Here is a 25197-nt window from a genome sequence, read left to right as displayed (position 1 = left end):
ATTCGACGCCATAGGATGTCGCCCTGCTAACTTATAGTTGATTAAAATGTTTCAAATAGTTACAAGTACCTTAAATTAAAAAAAGCAATGGAGAAAAAAGAAAACGCTTTCAAGCTCTCTTTGAGAGCAGCCTTGGCTGTTTTGATGATGTTTTTTGCCGTCAGTCTTTCGGCCCAGAACATTACGGTCAAGGGTTCTGTTGTGGATCAGGTAGGTGAGCCGATAGTCGGCGCCACCGTAAAAGTCCTCGGATCCGCGATGGGTGTGATTACCGATGTCGACGGTAATTACACCATCAGCTGTCCTTCCAATGCCACATTGGAGTTTACCTATATCGGATACGCCTCGAAGGCGGTCGATGTCAGGGGAAAACAATCCATTAATGTGGTGATGGAGGAGAGTAGTGCCAGTGTCGACGAGGTGGTCGTTACGGCCTTGGGTATCAAGAAAGATGCCAAGAAGGTGGGTTATTCCATCAGCTCGATCGGTTCTGCCGACATCGTGAAGACCGGTGCGCCCAACCTTGCGTCGGGCTTGTACGGAAAGGCTGCGGGCGTGCGCATCAACTCTGCCCCTGGCGGCGGACTCGGTGCCGTGTCTTTCCAGATTCGCGGTTTGTCGTCCATCACGAGATCCTCTCAGCCTTTGCTCGTTCTTGATGGTGTGCCTATCCGTTTTGGCGATACCAACAACGACGGTTATTGGGATAACCAGCGCATCAACTCTAACGGACTTGTGGACATCAACCCGGAGGACATCGAGAACATCTCCATCCTGAAGGGTGCCGCCGCTTCTGCCCTCTATGGCTCTGAGGCTGCCAACGGCGTCGTGATGATTACCACCAAGAAAGGCACGGGCAAGGGAACCCATGTGGAGCTGAGTGCCGGCTTGAGCTTCGATGTAGTGGCCTATATGCCTGAGATCCAGAAGCAGTACGGTCCAGGTTACGATAACTGGGCTCTGGGAGATACTCCCGAGTCAGCGTCCGGTTTCCGGCAGAGTCGCGTAGACCGCAATGGCAACAGCATCGTAACTCCTGTCCGCGAGACTTACTATTCTTATGGTGCCAAGTATGACGCAAGCAAGAGCGTAACCTACTTCGACGGTACGGTGCGTCCGTTTACGCCGATAGGAGGCAACCTGTGGGACGAGGTCTTCCGCACCGGTGTCAACCAGAACTACAATGTGTCGGTTTCCAACGCTACGGAGCGCAACACCCTGCGCTTCTCCTATACTTACAACAACAACCTGCCGACACAGTATAACTCTAACAACAACAAGCACAACTTCAACCTGAACGGTACCTTCGAGGTGTTCCCGGCCTTGAAGATTAACTACAGCGCAACCTACGAGGTGCAGCACATCAAGAACCGTCCTTACCGCATCAGTCGTATTGTGCAGAACTATTCAGGTATGTTCGGTAGCTTCACGGATGTCAAATATATTCGAGAGCACACCATGACCAGTCTGGGATACATGAACAGCGTCTATGCCGGCAACGGAGGTACGGCCGAAACCCTGACGCCCGATGAGCAGTTCCTCTACACCCCCATGGGCTCTACTTCCCTGATGAGTGAGTATTTTTGGAATGTCTTGGGTAAGGAGCAACTTGAGAATCACAATCGCTTCATCGGTTCCGTGAATCCCGTGTGGACTATTATCCCGGGCCTCACATTGAGCGGCCGCATAGCTACCGACCTCACTACGGACAAGATTGAGAACAAGAACCGTGCTGAGAATGCGCACATTTTCTCAACCAACGGACAGTACAGCGACTCTTATGGCCTGACCAACAGCCATTATAAAATCATTTATGGCGATGTCATGTTGTCGTGGGACAAGACCTTTTCCGACATCCACAATATTACGGTGAATGCCGGTTACAATGCCCGCCGCGAAGATTATTGGCTCTCGAGTGTAAGCACCAGTCAAGGTCTTACTCAGGAGAACTGGTTCCATATCAATGCGTCTGTAGGGCAGAAAAATTCAAACATGACGCAGCAGCGTCTGCTTAAGACGGGGCTCTACCTGACAGCCAGCTATGGTTTCGACAACTGGGCTTATCTCGAGGGAACCATCCGACAGGAGAAGACTTCTACCATGCATCATGGCACCAACACTTTCTATTATCCTTCTATCAGCCTCAGTGCCCTCTATACGGAATTTATGAAAGACAAGCGACCGGCATGGTGGGATTACGGAAAGATTCGCATCGCCTATGGAGTAGTAGGTAACTCTCCCGGAATCTATTCCGCTTACAATGGTTTCAGCCAAGGTTCACTGACCCGCGACATGAACTATACTTACAATTATGTTCCGACGACCATTGGCAACGAAAACATCCGTCCTGAGCGCAAGCATGAGTTTGAGGTGGGTTTGGAGAATAAGTTCTTCCACAACCGCCTGGGCTTCGAGCTAAGCTACTACAACAATACTGTCAAGGATCAGATTCTTACGGCTACGGCAGCCGCATCCATGGGTGGCAGAAGCATGCTGATGAATGTGGGTGAGCTAAGCAACAATGGTATTGAGTTTAGTGTTTACGGTGCTCCGATTATGAATAAGGACTGGCGTTGGGACTTGCGCTTTAACATCGCAAAGAACAACAATAAGGTAAACAAGCTGGCCGATGGTCTGGATCTCTTCACCCATGCTACTTTTGATAATGGTGCCGCAACCTTCGAATCGCATGTGGGAGAGCCTATTGGAGACATCTATGCCTACACTTGGAAGACCGATGATAAGGGTAACTATCTCGTAGGTTCCAATGGCTTGTACATTACGGATACCGAGGCTCGCCACAAGGTGGGCAACGCCATGCCTGACGCGATAGGCGGATTCGGCACCTCCCTCTCTTGGAAGAACTTCACGCTCGACCTGAATTTTGACTTCCGCATCGGAGGTGATGTGCTCAACCAACCTTGGCAGTACTACATGGATACAGGTATCATAGAGGATGCCGTCGGCGTGCGTGATGCCTCTACCGGTGGCTTGTTCTACTATAGTACGGCCAACGATATGTCTAACAAGTCCTCCATCGTTCGCGTGGATCCCTCTCAGGTGCCCAACTACAAGCGTGGTGAAACCAAGATCGACGGCCACTTAGTCTGGGATAACGGTTTAATCCAGCGCGGCGTGAAGGAAGACGGAACGCCCAACGACATCATCGTTACCCAGTTTGAGGTCAACGACAACCAGTATGGTTGGGGAACGGGTGCCTCGCAAAGTTATCGGGATGCCGTTCAGAAAAACAGTTATGTGAAGTGCCGTGAGATCAGCCTGGCCTATACCCTGCCGACTGCGCTCACCAAGAAGTTCCATTGCGACCGGCTTACGGTATCGGCTTATGCCCGTAACCCGTTCTATCTCTACCGCAGCCTGAAGCTGTTTGACGCCGAGACTTCGGATGGTACATATTGGGTTTACCAGGCACAGGTGGGTGGTTCTACGGCCTCAGCCCGTACCTTTGGTATCTCTCTCCGTGCAAGTTTCTAAGTTCGTGGTTTAAAACAATTAATTAAAGAATAGGAATATGAAAAAGATAATTTCATTGGTCTTCACAGGCATCGCCCTCCTGTCGCTCTTCTCTTGCACGAGCAGGCAGTTTGACGAGAGATATCCCGATCCTTCCAAGACCGCAAGCGTAGGCGTGCCTCAGGTGTTTACGGGGGTCCTGCAGGCTGGAAACAGCTGGATGTGCCCTGTCTATTATCGCTATTATGTGCAGTCTGCCACTTCCGGAGTCTTCTCCGGCGTCATCGGTAATTCCAATGGCCGAGGCCGCTTCCGCGGTCCGGGCGAGGGATACTTCAATGCCCGTTGGCAGGACTTCTACAACATGCTCACGCAGTTTCGGCTGCTGGAGTATAACTATAACAACCTTGCTGAAGACCTGAAGCCGTCTAACGAGATCTTCTATTACCTCGGCCGCTCGCTCGTTGAGGCTCAGCTGCACGAGATGCTGTCGCTCTTCGGCGATGTTCCCTACACCGGAGCCGGCACCCTCTGGGAGAATAGCGACTATGCCGGAGCCAAGACTCTCTGTGTCTACGACGATGATGTGGAACTCTACAAGACCATCCTCAAGGACCTCAAGGAAGTGGGCGATTATTTCGCAGCGGGCAACTTCAACACCATAGCACTTGCTTCACTCGCCCGTCAGGACTATACAATGGCTAAGGGTAAGCCCGGGATCTGGCAGAAGTGGGTGAACTCTCTCCGCCTGCGCATCGCCCTCCACCTGGCTTCTCAGGGCGACCTTACCTCTGAGGCCACGGCCGCCATCGCCGAGATACTGAACAATCCCTCCAAGTATCCGCTCGTTGACAGCAACGACGAGGCACAGGGTGTTACGGGCGATACCAGCACCGATACCTTCAACTATGGCAAGAGCATCGCACAGGCTTTGGCCGGCCGTCCCGAGGGTTCTGGTTCACAGGCTATGCTCACCGCAATGAATGTGCCCGCGGCAGGCGTTCCAGACGCGAACACTGACCCCCGTCTGGAGGTTATCTACGACTGCAACCCTGACGGCGAGTATGTGGCTTACGATGTGAAGATGAGCGATACCGAGCTCACTAACCTCGCTGACGCCAAGAACAAGGAGTATATCTCACGCGGAATCCTGCAGGCCAACTACTTCTGCTACCTCGACACAATAGCCATTGCCGGATATGAGACCTATCAGGGCAATGCTAACCTCAACGGAGTGTGGATTAGCGCGGCTGAGGTTTCGCTGAGCAAGGCCGAGGCTTACCTGATGGGATATGGCGTTTCCAAGAACGAGGCTACCGCCAAGAACAATTTCGTGAAGGGGCTGCAGCAGTCTACCGACTATTATTGGACGGCAAAGCTCAACAGTTCACTCCACAAGGCTGGCAACGACAGCTACAGAGGCTACCGCAAGCTCAATGCCAAGCCTACCGACGCGGCAGTGGCTGCTTATGCAGAACATATCTGGCAGCCCACCCAGGAATGCGTTGCCACGCAGCTCTGGCTCAACTTCGGGTGGACCAACGAACTGGAGGCTTGGAATGTAACCCGCCGAACAGGGTTCCCGCAGGTCGACTTCGCGACCGACAGCCAGGTGTCCAGCTATCCTACGCCCCCCAACCGGCTGCCTTATCCGAGCGACGAAATCAACTACAATACGACTAACTATCAGGATGCAATCGCCAAGAACTATGAAGAGTCTACCGGTTTCTACACCAACCTCTTCTGGGCAAAGAAGACTTACTATCACCTTGTGAAGTAATCATTGCGCACCCGTCATTATTATCCCCGGCAGCAATCCTGCCGGGGATAATTTCGTTCCGGCAGTGCGGCTTGCGGCCGGGAGTGGGGATTTCAATGGCTGAAGCAGGGTGTTTCAGCCATTGAAACTTCATGTTTCAGTCGCTGAAAATCTTTGTCTCAGCCGCTGAAAATCTTTGCCCGAGCCGCTGGGGCTCCCCCGGAATGCCGCCTTCCCCTTCGCCGTCGTCCCCTTCCCGGGATGCGAAGGCCGCTTCCGGTGCGCCTCCCCGTCTGCTGCGGCCTCCGTCCTTGTTTCCTCCGCGCCGGCGGCAATTTACATTTTTTGGATTCAGTTCGTAACTTTCCGGATTCGTCGAAATACCGTGCGGTCCGCAGCCGCTTGCCTGCAGTTGGCTTCCAATTTGCAAACAAGTTCCCCGATCCGGGTATCAGTATGTCGCATTTGCTTCTCCGGGAATTGCCGCTGATATCCAGAAAATGTATCAAATCTTATGCCTGATTTGCGGCACAGAACCTTTCTTTTTCAATATTGTTAGTTAATAAATGTTTAAAAATGGGCTTTTTATATAAATTTATTTGTTTTTCTTTTAGGAATAGACTATATTTGCGAATGACGACTTGTAAGAAAAAGCCTTTTTAATTATAGATTTATTACTTCGCGTAATATTTTCCCATGGCGGTAAACACACATGAATACCTTGTTGAGATAGGGTAATAGAAGAGAGATTTAAAAATTATAATATTTAATTCAAAAAGAGAGAATTTATGGGAAAAAGATTAACAATGATTCTTGCCAGTCTATTCCTCTTCGTAGGGATGGCATTGGCTCAGACCTCGGTGAAAGGTACTGTAACCTCCGCCGAGGACGGTGAGCCCGTAGTCGGAGCATCCATCAAGGTCGTTGGTACCAACACGGGTACGGTAACCGACATTGATGGAAAGTTCTCGCTCACGGTGCCTAACAGCAATTCTCGTCTGGAGATTTCGTATATTGGCATGAAGAGCCAGACCGTAACGGTCAGCGGCAATATGCGCATCGTGCTTCAGCCCGATAACAAGACCCTCGACGAGGTGATGGTGGTGGCTTTCGGACGGCAGACCAAGGAGTCGTTCGCCGGCTCGGCTGCCGTGATGAACTCCACCGAGATCAGCAAGAAGATTGCCACCAATGTGGCCGATGCCCTCGTGGGTTCCGTGCCCGGCCTGCAGCTTACGGGCGGCAGCGGACAGCCGGGAGCGTCGCAAGGCGACATCCACATCCGCGGTATCGCTTCCCTCTATGCGTCTACGACGCCGCTCATCGTCGTCGACGGGGCGCCTTACACGGCATCGCTGAGCAACATCCCGCAGGACGACATCGAGAGCGTTACCGTCTTGAAGGATGCTTCCAGCGCAGCCCTCTACGGAGCGCGCGGTGCCGCCGGCGTCATCCTGATTACCACGAAGAAAGGCGGAGGCCAGAAGGCCCGCATCAATCTGGAGGCCAAGTGGGGAGGCACGAGCCGCAGCGTGCAGGACTATGACACCTTCTCCGACCCCGGCCAGTTCATGGAGGCCTACTATTCGCAGTTCTTCAACTACGCCTTCTATAAGCAGGGCATGACCCGCGAACAGGCCAACGCATGGGTGAACCAGCGCATGATCACCAATCAGACCATCGGCCTGCAGTATAATCCTTTCACCCTGCCCGACGGCGAGAACCTGATCGGACTGGACGGAAAGCTCAATCCGAAGGCCACCCTCGGCCGTTCCTACACCTATGGGGGCGAAACCTATTACATCATGCCCGACAACTGGAAGGACGCGGCCTATCGCCACGGCACCCGTCAGGAGTATAACCTGAACATCAGCGGCGGCAACACCAAGATAAGCTACTACGCCAGCGTGGGCTACCTGAAGGAGAAAGGTGTTCTGGAAAACTCAGGATTCGAGCGTTTCACCGCCCGCCTGAAGGCCGACTACGAGGCCACAGACTGGCTCCACCTCTATTCCAATGTGGGCTATGTGCGCTCGATGATGGAGTCGAACCCGAACTTGAGCAACACGACGCTCAATGCTGCCAACATGGGATACTTCACCCAGTACATCGCTCCCATCTATCCGCTCTATGTGCGCGTGCTGGATGCTAATGGCAAACCCGTCATCCGCACCGATCAGTACGGGCATGAGCAGTACGACTTCGGCGTTCCGGCGACGGGATACCCCGGCCAGGGCAGCCGCGCGTTTATGAATACGGGCAACCCGATCGGCTCCAACCGCTACAACGAGGTAACCAACGGAGGCGACCAGATACAGGGGCAGTTCAGCTTCGACCTCACCTTCACCCCGTGGCTGAAGTTCAATTCCACGAACTCCTTCAACCTCGGCCTCTCGCGCTATTCTCACTATGAGAATCCCTACATCGGCAGCGCCGTCGCTGAGAACGGAACCATCGACAAGTATAACAACACCTCGTTCCGTCAGAACTATGTGCAGACCCTGAACTTCCACAAGCAGTTCGGCGACCACGATGTGCAGGTGATGCTGGGCCACGAGTGGTACAAGCAGCGCGTGAATTATCTGGAGGCCCTGGCCCGTGGGGGCTTCTCTCCGGAGATAAAGGAAATCAACGCATTCTCCGACCGCTACAACAGTTACTCCTACAACACCACCTATAATGTGGAGGGATACTTCGGCAATGCGCTCTACAACTATGCACAGCGCTACTTCGCGCAGGCTTCCTATCGCCGCGACGCCTCCAGCCGCTTTGCCAAGGACCATCGCTGGGGCGACTTCTGGAGCCTGGGCGGTGCCTGGATTATCAGCAAGGAGAATTTCTTCAAGCAGCTCAATGCCGACTGGGTGGACAACCTGAAGCTGAAGGTGTCCGTCGGCCAGCAGGGTAACGACGGCATCCCCGACTTCTATTACCTGGAGCGCTACACGCTGTCGAAGGGCAATCTTGCCATGCTGCCTTCGTTTGCCCAGATTGGCAATCCTGACATCACTTGGGAGACCACCACCAACTTCAACCTCGGTCTGGAATTCGCCTTCCTGAAGAACCGCCTGAGCGGTGAGGTGAACTTCTACAATAAGAAGACCACCGACATGCTCTTCTGGCTAAGCATCCCCGAGAGTATGGGCATACGCGGATATTACGGCAACTTGGGCGACATTCGCAACCAGGGCGTGGAGCTGACGCTCAATGCCGACATCATCCGCACCAAGGACATCACCTGGAGCATTACGGGCAATATCTCGCATAACTCGACCAAGATTCTCAAGCTTGCTCCGGACAAAATCGCGCAGTACGGCGGCTTCTCGCAGGCCGATGTCAATGCCGGCTTCAATGTGTCGATGTGGTATACCGAGGGAGGTTCCCTTTACAGTGGCATGCTGCCCGACTATGCGGGCGTGAACGAGCATGGCGAGCCGCTCTACTGGGTGGACGAGGATATCTATAAGGAATTCCAGGCCGGCCAGCTTTCCAACAGCAGCAAGGCGGCCACCAAGCACTCCTTCACCACCACCAACTGGAGCGAGGCCAGCTATTACACCCACAGCATGCTGCCCGCTGCCAGCGGAGGTCTGTCGACCACGCTGCGCATCTACGACTTCGACGCCAGTGCCACCTTCGACTATCAGATAGGCGGAAGGATCTACGACTTCGGTTATGCACAGCTGATGCAGCCCGTGTCGGATAAAGCCAACGGATTTAACTATTCCACGGATGTGCTGAAGGCATGGACGCCCGACAATACCTCGAGCAACATTCCGCGCTTCATGTACACCGATCAGAACACGACCTCGCAGTCTACCCGATTCCTCACGAGCGCGAAGTATCTCAACTTCCAGTCGTTCGTGGTGGGCTATACGCTGCCGGCCTCGATTGTCCGCAAGATCATGTTGAGCAAGGTGCGCGTCTATGTGCAGGGCGAGAACCTCTGTTTCTGGTCAGCCCGCAAGGGTCTCGACCCGCGCTACAGCTTCCAGGGCACGCAGTCGTCGGGCATCAACTCCTATGCTCCCGTGCGCACCATCATGGGAGGTATTCAATTGTCATTCTAACCATACCAAAAAGAATAGAATATGAAGAAGATATTTTCAGCAATCATCATGACGGCTCTGAGTGCACTGATGCTCACGGGCTGTATAGAAGAGGTGGTTCCGCAGAACGGCACTCCCTCGCTGGATCAGGTGTCGAGAGCGCCGGGTTCGTTTGAGAACCTTGTGGCCAACCTCACGGGGAATCTCTCGGGAAAAAGGCTTTACTCCTCCACCAGCAACAATGTGTGGGACTACGGTTATACCTCCTTGTTCCTCACCCGCGATGTGGAAGGGCAGGATATTGTGGCGGCAGGCTCAAACAACCATTACTCTACCTGGTATAGCAGCGTGCAGTATCTGGCCGAGGGCTACGCCAGGACGCAGTTGCCCTGGACCTATTACTACGGCTGGATCAACGATTGCAATGTGGTGCTCAAGAACGCGGGCGCCGTCAACTATGCGGAGCCGGAGGCCTCCAAGGCACAGGGAGCCGGCATCGCCTATGCCATGCGTGCCATGTTCTATTTGGATCTGGCCCGTATGTATGCCGCGAAGCCCTATATCGAGGACCATAACGCCCTCACCACGATCAAGGCCGACGAGGTGCGCACCATCGACCAGGCGCGCAATCAGGAGCGCATGACCTGGGAAGAGGCCTTCGAGTTCATCCTCAAGGATCTGGACTGCGCCGAGAAATACCTGGCCGGCTATCAGCGTGCCGACAAGTACACGCCCGATGTGAGCGTGGTCTACGGTCTCAAGGCACGCACCTATCTGGAGAAAGGCGACTGGGCCAAGGCCGAAGAGTATGCCAAGAAAGCCCAACAGGGCTATCAGATGATGAGCCGGGACGAGTATCTGAGCCACGACAACGGCTTCAATACGCCCAACAGCTCGTGGATGTTCGCCACCCGCTTCAAGAACGACGACCCCAGCATCATCTCCAACGACGGCGACGACTCGTGGGGCTCGGTCATGATTCCGGAAAACGGATTCGATTGTGGCTACGCCGCCAACTATGGTGGAGTGAATGTCATCGACCATCATCTCTATAGCTCTATTCCCAAGACCGACTTCCGCAGGATGTGCTGGGTGGACTTCAAGCTCGACGAGATGGAACAGCCACAAGCTGTTGACTCTCTCATTCCTTATGCTGTAAGTTACGATGGTTCTTATGATATTGTTGAGGCTTCTAAACTTGAGAAGAAAGATCCGGAAACTTTATCAACTAAAGAGAAAGAAATGGTTGCAAAGCTGAAAACAGACAGAAAGTATGCAACTCGCATCTACGCCGGCGGCGTGACGAATGCCGGCTATGGTCTGGGCGGTTACTCCATGAAGTTCCGTAACGCCGCAGGCAAGGCCGATGTGAAGTACGAGGCCTGGTGCGTTTCCGTGCCGCTGATGCGCGTGGAGGAGATGAAGCTCATCGAGGCCGAGGCTGCCGGCATGCAGGACGAGGCGCGCGGCAAGCAGTTGCTTGAGGCCTTTGCCAAGACCCGCGACCCGCAGTTCGAGTACGGCAAGCACAACGAAGCCTACTATAACAACTCCACCTCGGCCTTTCAGAACGAGGTGTGGTGGCAGCGCCGTGTGGAGCTTTGGGGCGAAGGCTTTGCTACCTTCGACATCAAGCGCCTGAACAAGGGCATTATCCGCAGCTATAAAGGCACCAACCATCTCGAGAACGCACGCTGGAATACGAGGGAAGTGCCTAACTGGATGGTATGGGCATTCGTAGGTACGGAGGCCGACTATAACGGCGGCATGACTCATAATCCGAACCCCATACAGCCGACGGAGGACTCCCAGGAGTATGCATGGTAGAATGTAGAATATAAATTAAAGAAACGAATATGAAGAAAATAATAGAAAGTTTGGCATTGTCGTTCCTCGTGCTGTTCCTTGTTACGGCATGCAGAGAGGAAGAGGGAACCACCCCGGGCGGCGATTCCACGCCGGTGGCAACGGTATACCAGTATGCGGCGGGCGCCGGATATAACCCTGACAACGACTGTTACCTGCGCGTGGCCACCAATGCCGCTGCCAAGGAGACCTACTATCTGGCAGAGCTCAAGACGGCCAAGGAGGCGCGGCAGATGACGGATGCACAGTATGCCGAGTATGTGGTACAGAACGGAAAAAAGCTCGATGTAGCTGCTTCCAGCTATAAGGATTTCTACATCACCGACCTGCACGGACTCTATGTCGTGACGGTGGTGGCTGCCAATGGCGGCACGCGCACCTCGCAGTCGGTGGACTTTGCCGGCCTGGACTACAAGCCTTACGGCAAGGGTACCTATACCTCAAACTCAGGGTTTTTCAACCCGGCTTCATGGGAGGTGGATGTAGAGTATTCCGAGGTGGGTAATCGCTATCGCATCGCCAACAACTGGAAGAAGGGCTACGGTCTCGCTTTCAGCCATGACGGCTCGAAGGCAACGGTCTATCCCACGACCATGGAGACCGGCTATATGCATCCGCGCTATGGCATGGTGAGCGTCTCCGATCAGGGCAGCACCTACGACGAGGCCACCAAGACCTTCACCTTTGTCTTCAAGTTCACGGTTTCGGCAGGCAGCTTCGGAAATGCAACGGAGACCCTGACGCTGAAGTAAAGGGTCTCATAACCGAGATTTCTCTCTCGTATGTAAATTAACCACAGCCCTTGCCGGTCGTGATGGCTTCGCAAGGGCATTTTATAGAAACTTGCATGCGATACAATATAGGGCTGCCTCCCGCGGGGGAGGCAGCCCTGTTTTATTCCGGATGCTACTTGAAAGGGAGTTGCCCGCCGCTTCTCACGGGCCAGTAGAAAACCAACGGAAAGGGAATGTATTGCAGGCAATGGCGTAACCCCGATGGGGTTGTGCATTCCAGAACATCATTTAGGTGTGTCTGGTGCCCTTGTCAAGGGTGTAACCCCGATGGGATTTGCCTGTATAACCCCGCTTGTTTTCTCCCTTGATTTATCAAGTGAGCCCTTCCCATACTGCGGGAAGCCCCGTATGGTTTGGCAAAATCGCCGATTTTGCGCGATAATCTCGCCGATTTTGTGGGACGATTTCGCCGATTTCGTCATTCTGTTTGCTGCTTTCTGTTTTCTTAAAAGCCAGCCTCTCTTTTCATAAAAGCAAGTTACACGCCAACCGGACATGCGGAGAGGCGGCTACATCATGGTATAGAGCCATGCAAGGAGCAGATACTGCGACTCGGTGGCAACACCTTTCTTGAAATGGGTCTTGAATGCGGAGAGGGCTTTCGAGATGTGTTTCTCCACCACTTTGACAGAGATGCCGAGCTCGGCGGCTATCTCGCGGTTCTTCAATCCCTCGAAACGACTCATCTCGAAAATCTGGCGGGAACGGGGCGGGAGCGTCTCCATCACCTTCTCTATCTGCCTGCGCAGCTCCTCATAGAGCAGAGGGGCGTCGGTCTTGTCAAGGAAATCGTAATTGTACAGCTGCTCACTACCGCTCATATGAGCCAGGAAATCCACTTCGTAGTTATTCACCAGCGACTTGTGTTTCAGGTAATTCAGGCATCCATTGCGCACCATGGTAAAGAGAAGGGCCGACAGGGAGATATAGGTGAGTGTCTCTCTCCGCTCCCACAGACGGGTAAAGCAGTCCTGGAGAATGTCTTCGGCATCATCAATATCCGCTATGAAATGCGACGCATAGTTGCGCAGTCGCGGATAGTAGGTCTTGAAGAGATATTCAAAAGCCTCACTCCTGCCACCGCGAATGTCGTCCATCAGAATCTGAGAGTCAGTATAATAGCGCATTGGAAGCTGAGATTCTTATGGCTGCAAAGATAGACAAACTTTGACAGCCAAGCAAGAAAAAACGGGAAAAAAGAATCGTTTCCGGCGGCAAGAGCCGTATGATCCCTTGCTTCCGTTACCTCTTCCGGGTGCTGGGAAGCAGCGAGACACGAGCCTCTTGCCGATCGTCAGCCTGCCCCTCGCCCGATTTTCCTCAACTATTTAAAACTTGTATCCGAAACCCAGGTTAAGATAAATGGAATACATATTGAAGGTAACGGTCTTGAAACTGCTCTTGAAAATGTCGCTGAAGGCCCAGGTAAGGTCGGCATTGACCGTGAAATGGCTGAAGGCTCTCCATGTAGCCCCCACCTGTGCGCCGTATTGCAGGCGACAGAGATCGGAACTGAAATCGTAAGTAGCCGTCTTTCCGTCGGCAAACTCTGCCTTTTCGCCCGTGGGATTTCCCTCGCGAAGGTAGCCGTCGCTTACAACTCCTGAGAACTCGCCGTCTATGCGATAGGAGAAATACATGCCTGCCCGCACCTTCCAGCAGTCATTGAATTTATAATTCCCCATTACGGGCAGGGTAAGGAATGTGCTGTTATAATCCGTCTTCACATGTCCCGTCCAACGACCGGCTACCCTGCTGCCGTCGTTCAGTATCTCCGTACTATAGTTCTTGACCCTTGCCCCCGTGATCATGCCCTTCTCCTCGATGCGCAGACCCGTGGAAAGTCCCCAGACCCTGTCGTGCCCGAGCCATTTGGTAACGGCAGCTTCTATCACTCCGTTCAGCCTCGGGCTGTAGCTGGTAATCTCACGAATCTCTTCAGGCAGCGGCAGCGGCGAGGCTCCACCCAGATTCACGCCAGCCTTCACCTCATACTCCCAGCCTTTCTCTTCCGACTCACGCAGGGTCTGGGTTCTATCCTGCTGAGCCATAGCCATAGCCGGCAACATACTCAGAGCCATTGCCACAAGGCTCTTGGAACATATCTTCATCAACATGATTCTATTCATAATACAGATTTACTTCATCAACATACAGCGTGCTGCCTACAGCCCCATTAAAATAAGCCCCCTCGGCACTTGACGACATAACGATGGCGAGGTTGTATTTGCCGTTGCGCAGTTTATCTTCATCAATCACCTTGCCATCCTGCAACTTAAACTTCGCGAAGAAATGAGTCCAGTCATCCGTCTCCCTACGGTCCTCCACCTGAGCCATCATTATGATGTTTTCGTGAGTCTTGATGTTGGTTCCGTCAAGATAAGGCACATCATCGGTAACCTCATACATCACGGCGTAAATATCGAAGATATCCTTCTTGCCGGGTACCTCCGCGTTATTCTTATTTATATACTTCTCACCAGCCTTATATTTATAATAGCCGTCGATGGCCTGCGGTACCTTCCGGAATGGTGCTCCAAAGTGAGTGGACTTGGCCATGTCGGTTAGGTTAATCTGAAAGTCGCCGATAAAGAGATTTCCTGCGGCCAAGGGAGCCCTCATCAAGATTCCGAAACTGCCCGTGGAGCGTGTAACGAGCTTGGCGCACTTGCCCTCGTATCCATCTTCTGCCTGACTGGTAGGATAATCAGTGGCAGGCGCGGTGCTGTTAGTAATCATGAATCCAGCATTTCCGCTTCCCCAAGTCATCTCTTTTCCTTCCAAGGTCTGGTCGTAAAAGATATGAAAGAACCTCCGAGGCTCTACTGACGGATCGTCTCCATCTGCGTATTCATAGAACTTGATGTTCTCGAAATGATATTCCGTGGCCAGGTCTTCCGAGATGAACGAGACCGTGTAGGTCTTCTTCCACTGGCCGTCCTGAGAGGTAACCGTGTAGGTCTGCGGTGTAGTAAAGTCTCTCGGCGTGCCATTGGCCGGCTCTATCCGAGCTCCCTCGGTCAGCGTGAAAGTTGGCGCTACGCTCGTCAGGTCTTCCCATCCATTGACATACAATTTTACTTCTGTGTTTGTGATAACAGGCTCTCGGATGAGCAGGTCTCCGCTTACGACACATGTCAAGATATCAGCCTCAGCATTTTCAGCCTCGTTCTTGATGCATGATGAAAATAACAACGCAGAGCATGCGAGCCATAAAACAATCTGGGTTATTCCTTTTACTTTCATAAATATCTACTTTTAAGAGGTTCCGGACAGCTCCTGCCTTTTCGCAAAAGATTCCACGCCTACCCTAAAGAAATCTCTACAAAGGTAGGAATTAATCTGCAAATTCGTTTTGTTTTCCACATAATTTTTCTCTTTTCACCATGCTTTTCCGCTTTCAGCATCTTTGTTTTTTTCACCAAATAATGAAGAAAACACACTAAGAAGAGGTGGGTATATCTTTTTTCAGTTGTTTTATCAATAGTTTAAGTTGGTTTATCAATAGTTTGATAGAGATATAATATATGCTTAAGAATGCGAAACAGCTGGCCACCCGTTATTTTGAAGGTAAGATAACCCGAGACGAAGAGAATGCCCTATTCGAATTTATAGAACAAGGTGATGACCAGCGCGCTCTTTTCCATCGTTGGGAAACAGAGTGGAAAGAGCAACAAACTGCTCATGCAGAAACCGAACGGGCTTGGCTACACTTTGCTTCAAACACCATTGAAGCAAAGGCCAAGTCTGTTGTGGTTTTGACCTTGCGGCACCGCATTGCCATTGCGGCGGCAGTAGTAGCCTTGGTCATGATTACCGCCTTTTCTACCTGGCAGCTCATCGACAACTTGCCTGGCCATGAGTTTGCCCTCACGACCCCAATGGGCAGCAAGAGCGAACTTACCCTGCCCGACGGGTCGAAAGTATGGCTAAACGCCGGCTCCACCCTCAAATACACCTCGCAGTTCGACAACAATAATCGCGAAGTGAAACTTGAAGGCGAAGGATATTTTGAAGTTGCGAAGAAAGAAAGTGGTTCCCGATTCGTGGTGAAGACCCGTGGATATGATGTAGTGGTAAAAGGCACCCACTTCGATGTTTCGGCCTACAAGGACGACCCGTTCATCAGGACTTCCCTGTTGGAAGGTTCCGTGCTGATTGACGCCGGCAACGACCGGCTCATGATGCAGCCGGGAGAGATGGTTACCCTTAATACCTCTACCGGTGCTCTTATCAAGACCAACTTCAGCAATGACTCACACGCATGGATCAGGAACATGACCGACTTCGATGAAATCACTCTCGAAGAATTCACCAAGATTCTGTCAAGACAATATGCCGTCAGAATCCATATTCTATCCAATGATTTGAAGACTACCAAGCTCTCCATATCCCTACGCAATAAGGAAACCATTGACGAAGTACTCGTCGCCCTCCAACGCATCACCGACATGAAGGTTACGCGCAATGGCAAGGACATCTACATGGCAGAATAACCTGCCAACCCTCGTCCATGACTGGTATGGACAGTAGAACCAGGCACCTGCCCCAATAACAAAAAGAACTACTAATCATAAAAAGTCTAACTTTAACAAACAGTAAAACACAATGAAAGCAAAGCAAAGCAAATTGCTAAGAGTCTTTCTTTTCGTGGTGCTATCTTTCGGATCATTCGATGTGAACGCTCAGACTGTTACCAAGCAGTTTCAGAATGAGAGTCTGAAGAATGTCCTGAAAGAGGTGGAACGACAAACTAAGATGTCTGTCATCTACAAAGTGGATGAAGTCAATGCGAATCGGAAAGTTACCGCGACCTTCCGCTCAACCCCTGTCCGCGAAGTATTGGATCAGGTCTTGGGAAGCAATCTCAGCTATGAGATTGACAACAGGATGATTATCATACACAAGGTCGGCACGAAGCCCATTTTACAACAACAGAATACGGCCGGGGCTAAAAGGGTCATAAAAGGTCAGGTTCTCGACGAGGCAGGGGAGCCGGTAATAGGTGCTACTGTCAGGGTAAAGGACTCTAATGAGGCAACGGTTACCAATCTTGATGGTAACTTCACCATCCCCGCCCCGGAAGGCAGCAAGCTTGAGATTTCCTATATAGGCTACACGGCAAAGGTGGTAAGTGCCCAGAATGGTGTCGTAGTCAGCATGTCTCAGGACGAAAAACTGCTCAACGAAGTCGTCGTTACCGCTCTCGGCATCCAGAAAGAGGCCAAGGCGCTATCGTATAATGTACAACAGATTGACGGGGGTGAAATCACGGGCGTAAAGGACGCCAACCTGATGAACTCGCTGGCGGGCAAGGTAGCCGGCGTGCAAATAAACTCTTCATCTTCTGGTATCGGCGGAGGTGTCAAGGTCGTCATGCGAGGAGCCAAGTCTATCAGCAATAATAACAATGCCCTCTATGTCATCGACGGCATTCCGATGCCTTCACTCCAGACCACACAACCTTCTGACTACTTTTCAGGGCAGGGACAATCTGGCGACGGCATATCCATGATTAATCCCGAGGATATCGAGAGCATGTCGGTACTTTCCGGCGCCGCAGCCTCCGCCCTCTATGGCAGCGAGGCCCAAAACGGCGTCATCATGATCAAAACGAGGCGTGGCGAGGAAGGTCGCACCAATATTACCTATGCCAACAACACAAGCTTCTTTGAGCCATTCATCACTCCAGAGTTCCAGAATACATACGGGGCAGCCCTGGGAGAATTCCAGAGTTGGGGATCCAAACTGACCAAGAAAAGCAGCTATGATCCACTCGACTTCTATAAGACAGGCTACAATGTAGGCAACTCCGTAACCCTTTCTACCGGTACGGATAAAAACCAGACCTTCATCTCGCTGGGCTCTACGAATGCAGAAGGAATCGTCCTTAACAACACTCTCGCCCGTTATAACTTCGCCATTCGTAACAATGCAAGCATGTTCAACGGCAAACTGCACCTGGACCTGAGCGCAATGTATATGAATATAAAGGAAAACAACATGGTATCAGAAGGGCAGTATATGAATCCGATAGTTCCCGTCTACCTGCTTTCCCCAAGCTACAGCCTCGAGACCTACCAGCTTTATGAGATGTATGACGAAAGCCGCGGCTTCAAGACACAGTACTGGCCCTGGGGGAACCAGGCCCTCGGCATGCAGAATCCCTATTGGATTACAAACCGCGACAACCTGACCAATCACAAGAATCGCTTCATGATTAGTGGTGGCCTCACATATGATATTGCCAAGGGCATCAACATCGGTGCCCGTGCAAAGATGGACTATACCTCCGGTCTCTACGAGAAAATGTATAGTGCCTCTACCGACGGTGTCTTCGCAGAGAAGTATGGATTCTACGAAAAGAACGACGAAACGACCCGCCAGCTCTACGGCGATGTCATGCTGAACATTGACAAGTACTTCGGCGACTTCTCCCTTACTGCCGCTGCCGGTGCAAGCATTCAGGATGTCAATTACAAATACTTCTCCCTCGGAGGCAACTTAAACTCCGTGGCCAACAAGTTCTCCTACGACAACTTGAATGTGCCGAGCCTGAAACCAGACGAGAATCGATACCACGACCAGATCCAGTCGCTCTTCGCCACCGCCCAAATAGGCTGGCAGAGTAAACTTTATCTGGATGTAACAGGACGCATCGACTGGGCATCTGCACTAGCTGGCACAGATTCCGAGGCCGTGGCCTACCCCTCTGTAGGACTCACCGCCATCATGACAGATTTGTTTCCTGCCCTAAAAAGCAATGTACTTTCGTTCCTGAAGCTTCGCGGGTCTTACAGCGAGGTCGGTAATGCGCCCCGTCGCTATGTACCCTACCAGACTTATCCCTTGGAATCTGGCACGCCACAAACCTCTACGACATATCCCAACAACGATATAAAGCCAGAGCGCACGAAGGCATGGGAAGTTGGTCTGGAATCCCATTTCTGGGGAAACAAACTGAACTTGAATGTATCTCTCTATAAGACTTCTACTTATAACCAGCTCTTCAATCCTACATTGCCAAGCTCATCAGGCTATAGCTCTATCTATATCAATGGTGGTCAGATAGACAACAAGGGTATTGAAGTCAGCCTGAATCTGAACCAGTCTCTCGGACCAGTAGACTGGAATAGCACATTCACCTATTCGCTTAACCGCAATAAAGTGGCCAAGCTCCTTGCTCCGACCACATTGCCTAACGGCCTGACCATTTCGCAAGACCACCTTGACCTCGTAAGCCTGGGCAATGTAAAGACCATGATTACGGAAGGCGGCTCCATGGGTGATCTCTATGTAACGGCCCTCAAGACCGATGCCAAAGGCTTTATCTATGTTGACTATCAGACCAATGAAGTCATGGTAGACAAGAATGCCGGACTTTATGGCGACGGTTATATCTATGCCGGAAACTCCCAGCCACTCTACAATATGGGCTGGCGCAACAGTTTTAACTGGAAGGGACTTACCCTCGGTTTTCTCATTAATGCCCGTGTAGGCGGAAAGGTCGTATCCCTCACGCAGGGCCTGATGGATGCCTACGGGGTTTCCGGTCGTACTGCCGATGACCGCGAAGCCGGTGGAGTCTTGATAAATGGTGCTCGTGTTCCGGCTGTTCAGAAATATTATCAGACGGTAGGTACGGGTGCCGGCTCTATGTATGTGTATAGTGCCACTAATGTGCGGCTCGCCGAACTCTCCCTTGGCTATGATATACCTATTACAAAAGTAGTGCCTTGGGTCAAAGGATTGCATGTTGCCTTCACCGGCCGCAATCTACTGATGTTCTACTGCAAGGCTCCTTTCGATCCGGAACTTACGGCAAGTACGGCAACTGGTTTTGCTGGCATGGACTACTTCATGCTGCCAAGCATGCGCAACATTGGTTTTTCCGCAAGAGTAAATTTCTAATGACTGAAGAGAAATGGAAAAGATTTCAAAATACATAATGATTTTAATCGGCCTGCTGACGGTAAGCCTGTTAGGCTCTTGTACAAGTAACTTTGAGAAGTGGAACATAAACCCAGATGAGGCAACCGAAGACGAAATGAAGCAAGACAACCTGAACACGGGTGCCTACTTCGCTCAGATGGAAAGAGGCGTGTTCATCGTCGGCAAAGACATGGGCGGTGAATACCAAATCACAGAAGCTTTAGAAGGCGATCTCTTCGCCAGTTATTTTGCTACGATTACCACTTGGGGCTATACTACTTATAACAATGACCATTATGCCCTCTACCAAGGATGGTATAATGCACCGTTCAACGATGCGTACGAGAAAATCATGCAACCGTGGAAATCCATCTATGATGCTACAGATGCTACATCTCCCGCCCGTGCCATGGCAACAATCGTCAAGGTTTTCGGCATGCACCGCATCACCGATATGTATGGCCCTATTCCATACAGCAAGTTCGGTACTGCGGTTAAGATTCCTTATGACAACCAGAAAGATGTCTACTATAAGTTTTTCGAAGAACTTGGCGAGGCCATCAATGTCTTGAGTGAATATGCCAATACCAACTCCAGCGCTTATCTCGCCGACTTCGACAATGTGTATTCCGGTAATGTTCCCAAGTGGATTAAGTTTGCCAACACACTCCGGTTGCGCCTTGCCATGCGCATTTCAAATGTGGACGAGAACAAGGCTAAGACCGAGGCCTCTGCTGCCATCGGCAACGACTACGGCCTGATGGCAGCCGCTACAGACGACGCCATCCTTCACCAAAGCACATCGCTCACCTTCCGGCATCCTCTTTGGGAAATCGGCACAAGCTGGGACGACGAGCACATGAGCGCTACCATGGACTGCTACCTGAACGGCTATAACGACCCGCGTATCTCCACTTATTTTCAGCCTACTGCCAAAAACGGCGACTACCGCGGCGCAAGGAACGGTATGGCCCGGCCGAATAAGGACAGTTACAAGGATGTAACCTCCCGACCGAACTTCTCCCAAAGTTCAGACATGAACTGGATGCATGCCGCAGAAGCCTATTTCCTCTTGGCAGAGGCAAAACTGCGCTGGGATCTCGGTGCGGAAACAGCACAAAACTACTATGAGGCGGGCATCCGCACTTCCTTTGCTTCTGCAAATGTCTCTGGCGCAGATTCATATATTAACAATACAGAAAGCCTGCCCAAGAGCAATTATGTAGACCCGACCAACAACCGTTCTACGGATGTAAGCGGCATGCTTTCCATGCTGCCTGTTGCCTGGGATACCAATGCAAGTATGGATACAAATCTTGAGCGTATCATGATTCAGAAATGGATAGCCCTCTACCCTGACGGGCAGGAGGCTTGGAGCGAAATGCGGCGTAGCGGTTATCCCGGATGGGTTCGCATCGCGTCTTATAACTATCAGTCGGAGGTTTCAAGCAATGAGATGATTAGCCGACTGAAATTCCCTACTACAGAATACTCCAACAACAGCGAGAACACCAACGCCGCAGCCAGTCTGCTTAGAGGCGGCGATACTGCTGGCGCCCGGCTCTGGTGGGATGTCAAGAGATAGATTCGCAACAACTAAAAATATACAGCATAAAATGAAAGCAATTAAATATCTATTGGCTTTTGTCCTGTCAGGAGCCTTCATGACCGCCTGCAATACCGACCAGGAAACTGATTCCATCCAGAATCCGAAGACTTTCAGCGACCTCTATTACCAAAACCTGCGCGACTTCAAGAAGAGCGACCATGCCATTTCTTTCATGTGGTTCGCCCAGTGGAGTGCACAGAACTCGATGGCCGTACGGTTCAACGGACTGCCTGACAGTCTGGATATCTGTTCTATTTGGGGCGGGGGTATTCCGCCTAAAGAAAATACCCAGCTCTGGGAAGACCTGCGCTTCACCCAGAAGGTAAAAGGCACCAAGATGCTCTATGTGGCCATTGTCCGTCTCGGCGCAGAGGATGACATTCATGACTTCAAACAAGTATTGAACGAAGCTTACGAACACGAGCCCGGCGACCCCATGCGTGATACACTGATAAATAAAGCCATCGACATGTATGCCCTCTACTATGTAGACCAGATTTTCGAAAACGATCTCGACGGCTTCGATGCAGACTATGAACCAGAAGGCGACATGCTGACGGGAGCCAATATGCAACGCTTCATCAAGAAATTGGGTGAGTATATGGGGCCGAACCCCTATCAGACCAAAGAAGAGCGCCTGAAACTTATCCAGACGCGGTTTGGCACAGAACACAATGATGTTGACAAGCTGCTCTGCGTGGACGGGAACTTCGAAGAAGCCGTGCAGGAATACTGTGACTATTGGCTTATTCAGAACTATGGCGGCGGCACGCCCTACGCCCGTTCCAGCTGTCCTGTCGAGAAACAAGTGTTCTGCGTGAACTGGGGAGACAACTGGAATACGGACGGCACCCAGCTGTATAACCAGGCAAAGTGGGAACCTTCCACCGGCCACAAGGGAGGCTTCGGTGCTTTCTATGGCCAACGCGACTACTTCATCCACGAATACAACCCTGAGCCCTACAAACGCTTCCGCGAGTGTATTCAAATCCAGAACCCCGCAGTTCATTAACAAAAGAAAGGAAATCATAAAATGAAAAGATACTTGTTTTTATCATTGGTTCTTGTCCTTGTCCTTTCAGGCTGCAAGGAAGCACCTGACTTCGGAGACTCCGTCTTCATTACAGGGACACTGGGCGCAAATACAGTACGCTTTGCCGTTGACGGCACCTCCAGCGTGGGCATCACCGTTTCTTCAAGCGCAAAGGCCACAGAACCCGTGCAGATAGAAATAGCCCCGGCGCCAGAATTGCTCGGTGCCTATAACGAGAGCATGGGGCGCAACTATCAGCTGCCCGCTCCAGATGCCTATTCCGTCAATGGCTCTACCGTTACCATCTCTCCGGAGAAATCAGTCTCATCAGCGTTAGAGATTACTGCCGACGGCAGCAAGCTCAAAGACGGAGTAGCCTATTGCCTGCCCGTAACCATCAAGGGTGTGAATGGCGGACTTGGAATTCTCGAGTCTTCACGCACAGCCTACATCATGTTCACGAAGGTAATCACTTCCAAGGTAGTACAAATGAAAGGTGGAGCCTCTTTTGAAATCCCCACCTTCGCGGGTACAAACGCCACTGAAAGTCCGGTATATGCCATGAACCAGATGACACTGGAGTGCAAGGTGCGCCCTTCTGCCCTTTCTTCCCAAATCGCCGAAAGCCTCATCAATCCAATCATGGGCAGCCACGAAAGCCTCTTGCTCAGATTCGGCGACGGCTCTAACATCCCCTCTAACAAGTTGAACTTTGCCAAGGTGTCTATCGGCACCAATTATCATCCCGACAACAAGCCACATTATGAGTCGACATTCGAAGAGACATTCGAGAACGACAACTGGTATCATGTGGCCGTTGTCTACGACGGTTCCACCGTGAGATTCTATCTGAACGGAAATCTCGAGATAGAGAAAAGCACAACAGGAGGTCAGATCAACCTGGCAATGTCATATGGCGGCCATGGATGGGACGACACCTTCGCCATCGGGCGCAGCTACGGCAACCACTGGACCTTTAAGGGCTGCCTGAGCGAAGTACGCCTCTGGAATGTAGCCCGTTCGCAGTCTCAACTCGAGGAGGGCATGTGCTATGTAGACCCCACAACGGAAGGATTGCTTGCCTACTGGCGCTTCAACGGGCAGCTCCAAGACGACGGCAGTGTACTCGACGAAACCGGCCATGGCCATAACGCCCACCCACAGGGCAATATTTACTGGCTTGACAATCAGAAATGCCCGTTCTGATGCAAAAACCGCAAAACCATAAATTTTGAATAAGATGAAACTAAAGAATATATTATTGCTTGGAGGAGCGCTGCTCTTCGGAACAGCCTTCCTGGCCAGCTGTAGCAGCGATGACGATTACGATGTAGACGGCTACTCATATACGCGTGCCTATTTTGCAAAGGCAAGGTCTACTACCGACGGCATGGTTGTCAGCACCCCCGTAGGAATCGTAACGAGCCTGACCCATCAAATTATCGTCAAATCAACGGCAGCAGCGACTTCAGATACCAAAATTACGCTTGGCTTCGACAATAGTCTGGTAGACAGCTACAACAAGTCTAATGGCACAACCTATCTGCCAATGCCGGAAGGTGCCCTCGAATTGAGTTCCACTACCGCAACGATCAAGAGCGGGGAAATGGCATCTGCCGATACCATCAGCGTAACGATCAGCAAGACCGAGGCCGCCCGGCTGAATGACGCCAATGGCTATCTGGCCCCGATAGTCATCAAGTCGGCTGGCGGCGGCATGCAGCCCAGCTCTGACGCGGCGGTCGTATATGTGCACCTGCGCTATTCCGAGAGCAGCATCAACGACGACGCAACCGCTCTGCTGGGATCTGCCTATGACCTGTCGTTGGCCCGGAATGAGTGGAAACTGGTCTCGTCCAAGAACTTCGACGAGAGTACATTCACGAATCTCTTTGAAGCCAGCAGCTGGAGCCGTTACTTTGCATTCAAGGAGAAGGCCGAAACCGCACAGTGCGTCATCGACCTCGGCAAGACACAGAACATAACGGGATTCCTCACATCAAGCGAATTGATGAAGGGGGCCAATGTTGAAATCAGTACCGACAACGCGTCGTGGACAACTCTGGGGTATACCGCCGACCATAAGACATTCTCCATCCAGGAAGGATGGAGCACTTCCGAGTGGTATGTGCTCTATGCTGCCATGCAGGCACGCTATGTAAGAATCAGCATCGACCTCGACCAGGATTCTTATTACTGGCAGTACCTAAACTACAGCTGGGGAAAGAGTTACTGCTCTTTGAGCGGGTTCAACATCGCCATACAATAACAAATGAAACGAAAGTGAGAGTCCTGAGACATAGTATCCTATTCCGGATTCTCACTTAAGTCTACCCATCTTGCAGAATGTATGAATACACCCTGGTTATCCCTTACGGGAAGCTACTTTGCAAAAGGCGGCATTTTACATGGTAAAAGGCCGTTAGAAGCAAGGTCGGAAGCCGTTAAAAGCACGCCTTTTTGCCGTCTTTTACTTTCAAGGATGCTGTTGACTGGAAACCAGCTCGTTACATCTCCGACGATTATAGGTATGAAGGAGTTTCAAAACAACCGGCACTCAACAGGCAAGAATATTAGTTATGCCAAACGGAAACGGAGCCGTCAGGGATTTCCACAGCAAATTCTCGGTTTGACTCCATCTATTTCTTAGAAATCTTTGCATAGCTTGAAATTTATTAGTA

Annotated in this window: 14 protein-coding genes; 11 read left to right on the top strand and 3 right to left on the bottom strand. The window is 51.5% G+C overall.

Going from position 1 to position 25197, the window contains the following annotated elements; genetic code table 11:
• Positions 1 to 87: 87 nt before the first annotated feature.
• The 5 genes from BM114_RS04100 (at position 88) to BM114_RS04075 (ending at position 11900) form a co-directional block, all read left to right on the top strand.
• Positions 88 to 3495: a SusC/RagA family TonB-linked outer membrane protein gene (locus BM114_RS04100; protein ID WP_092110692.1), complete on the top strand. Its 3408-nt coding sequence runs from the start codon at positions 88 to 90 to the stop codon at positions 3493 to 3495.
• Between the two features lie 37 nt (positions 3496 to 3532).
• Positions 3533 to 5254 carry a SusD/RagB family nutrient-binding outer membrane lipoprotein gene (locus BM114_RS04095; protein WP_092110690.1) on the top strand — a complete coding sequence of 574 codons (1722 nt, stop codon included), beginning with the start codon at positions 3533 to 3535 and terminating at the stop codon, positions 5252 to 5254.
• Between the two features lie 767 nt (positions 5255 to 6021).
• Complete coding sequence (locus tag BM114_RS04085) at positions 6022 to 9303, top strand: SusC/RagA family TonB-linked outer membrane protein (protein WP_255406418.1); 3282 nt, start codon at positions 6022 to 6024, stop codon at positions 9301 to 9303.
• 21 nt (positions 9304 to 9324) lie between these two features.
• Positions 9325 to 11109 carry a RagB/SusD family nutrient uptake outer membrane protein gene (locus BM114_RS04080; RefSeq protein ID WP_092110683.1) on the top strand — a complete coding sequence of 595 codons (1785 nt, stop codon included), beginning with the start codon at positions 9325 to 9327 and terminating at the stop codon, positions 11107 to 11109.
• Between the two features lie 29 nt (positions 11110 to 11138).
• Complete coding sequence (locus BM114_RS04075; RefSeq protein ID WP_092110681.1) at positions 11139 to 11900, top strand: hypothetical protein; 762 nt, start codon at positions 11139 to 11141, stop codon at positions 11898 to 11900.
• Positions 11901 to 12451: 551 nt separating this feature from the next.
• Here the strand turns inward: BM114_RS04075 and BM114_RS04065 are convergent.
• The 3 genes from BM114_RS04065 to BM114_RS04055 all read right to left on the bottom strand — a co-directional run bounded on the left by BM114_RS04065 (position 12452) and on the right by BM114_RS04055 (position 15188).
• The gene (locus BM114_RS04065) at positions 12452 to 13069 is read right to left on the bottom strand and encodes an RNA polymerase sigma-70 factor (protein WP_092110677.1); all 618 of its coding nucleotides are present in this window, start codon (positions 13067 to 13069) and stop codon (positions 12452 to 12454) included.
• Positions 13070 to 13270: 201 nt separating this feature from the next.
• A complete protein-coding gene (locus BM114_RS04060) occupies positions 13271 to 14023 on the bottom strand; it encodes a porin family protein (RefSeq protein WP_255406429.1) in 753 nt (250 codons plus the stop codon).
• A 40-nt stretch (positions 14024 to 14063) separates the two neighbouring features.
• Positions 14064 to 15188 (bottom strand): PCMD domain-containing protein, encoded by a 1125-nt coding sequence (locus BM114_RS04055; protein WP_092110674.1) that lies wholly within the window; start codon positions 15186 to 15188, stop codon positions 14064 to 14066.
• A 281-nt stretch (positions 15189 to 15469) separates the two neighbouring features.
• On the opposite strand from BM114_RS04055, the gene BM114_RS04050 reads away from it, so the two are divergent.
• The 6 genes from BM114_RS04050 to BM114_RS04025 all read left to right on the top strand — a co-directional run bounded on the left by BM114_RS04050 (position 15470) and on the right by BM114_RS04025 (position 24785).
• The gene (locus BM114_RS04050) at positions 15470 to 16438 is read left to right on the top strand and encodes a FecR family protein (RefSeq protein ID WP_092110672.1); all 969 of its coding nucleotides are present in this window, start codon (positions 15470 to 15472) and stop codon (positions 16436 to 16438) included.
• A gap of 112 nt (positions 16439 to 16550) precedes the next feature.
• On the top strand, positions 16551 to 19853 hold the full coding sequence (locus tag BM114_RS04045) for a SusC/RagA family TonB-linked outer membrane protein (RefSeq protein WP_092110670.1): 3303 nt from the start codon (positions 16551 to 16553) through the stop codon (positions 19851 to 19853).
• A 13-nt stretch (positions 19854 to 19866) separates the two neighbouring features.
• Entirely contained in the window at positions 19867 to 21459 is a 1593-nt protein-coding gene (locus tag BM114_RS04040) for a SusD/RagB family nutrient-binding outer membrane lipoprotein (RefSeq protein WP_092110667.1), read from the top strand.
• Positions 21460 to 21490: 31 nt separating this feature from the next.
• Positions 21491 to 22495 carry a glycoside hydrolase family 18 gene (locus tag BM114_RS04035; protein ID WP_092110665.1) on the top strand — a complete coding sequence of 335 codons (1005 nt, stop codon included), beginning with the start codon at positions 21491 to 21493 and terminating at the stop codon, positions 22493 to 22495.
• A 21-nt stretch (positions 22496 to 22516) separates the two neighbouring features.
• Positions 22517 to 23722 (top strand): DUF1735 and LamG domain-containing protein, encoded by a 1206-nt coding sequence (locus BM114_RS04030; protein WP_092110663.1) that lies wholly within the window; start codon positions 22517 to 22519, stop codon positions 23720 to 23722.
• Between the two features lie 34 nt (positions 23723 to 23756).
• The gene (locus tag BM114_RS04025) at positions 23757 to 24785 is read left to right on the top strand and encodes a BT_3987 domain-containing protein (protein WP_092110661.1); all 1029 of its coding nucleotides are present in this window, start codon (positions 23757 to 23759) and stop codon (positions 24783 to 24785) included.
• Positions 24786 to 25197 lie beyond the last annotated feature (412 nt).

This window comes from Prevotella sp. KH2C16 (assembly GCF_900113305.1).
Taxonomy (GTDB): domain Bacteria; phylum Bacteroidota; class Bacteroidia; order Bacteroidales; family Bacteroidaceae; genus Prevotella.
Note: the sequence above shows the minus strand (reverse complement) of the source record. Positions and strands in the feature narration are given on the sequence as shown.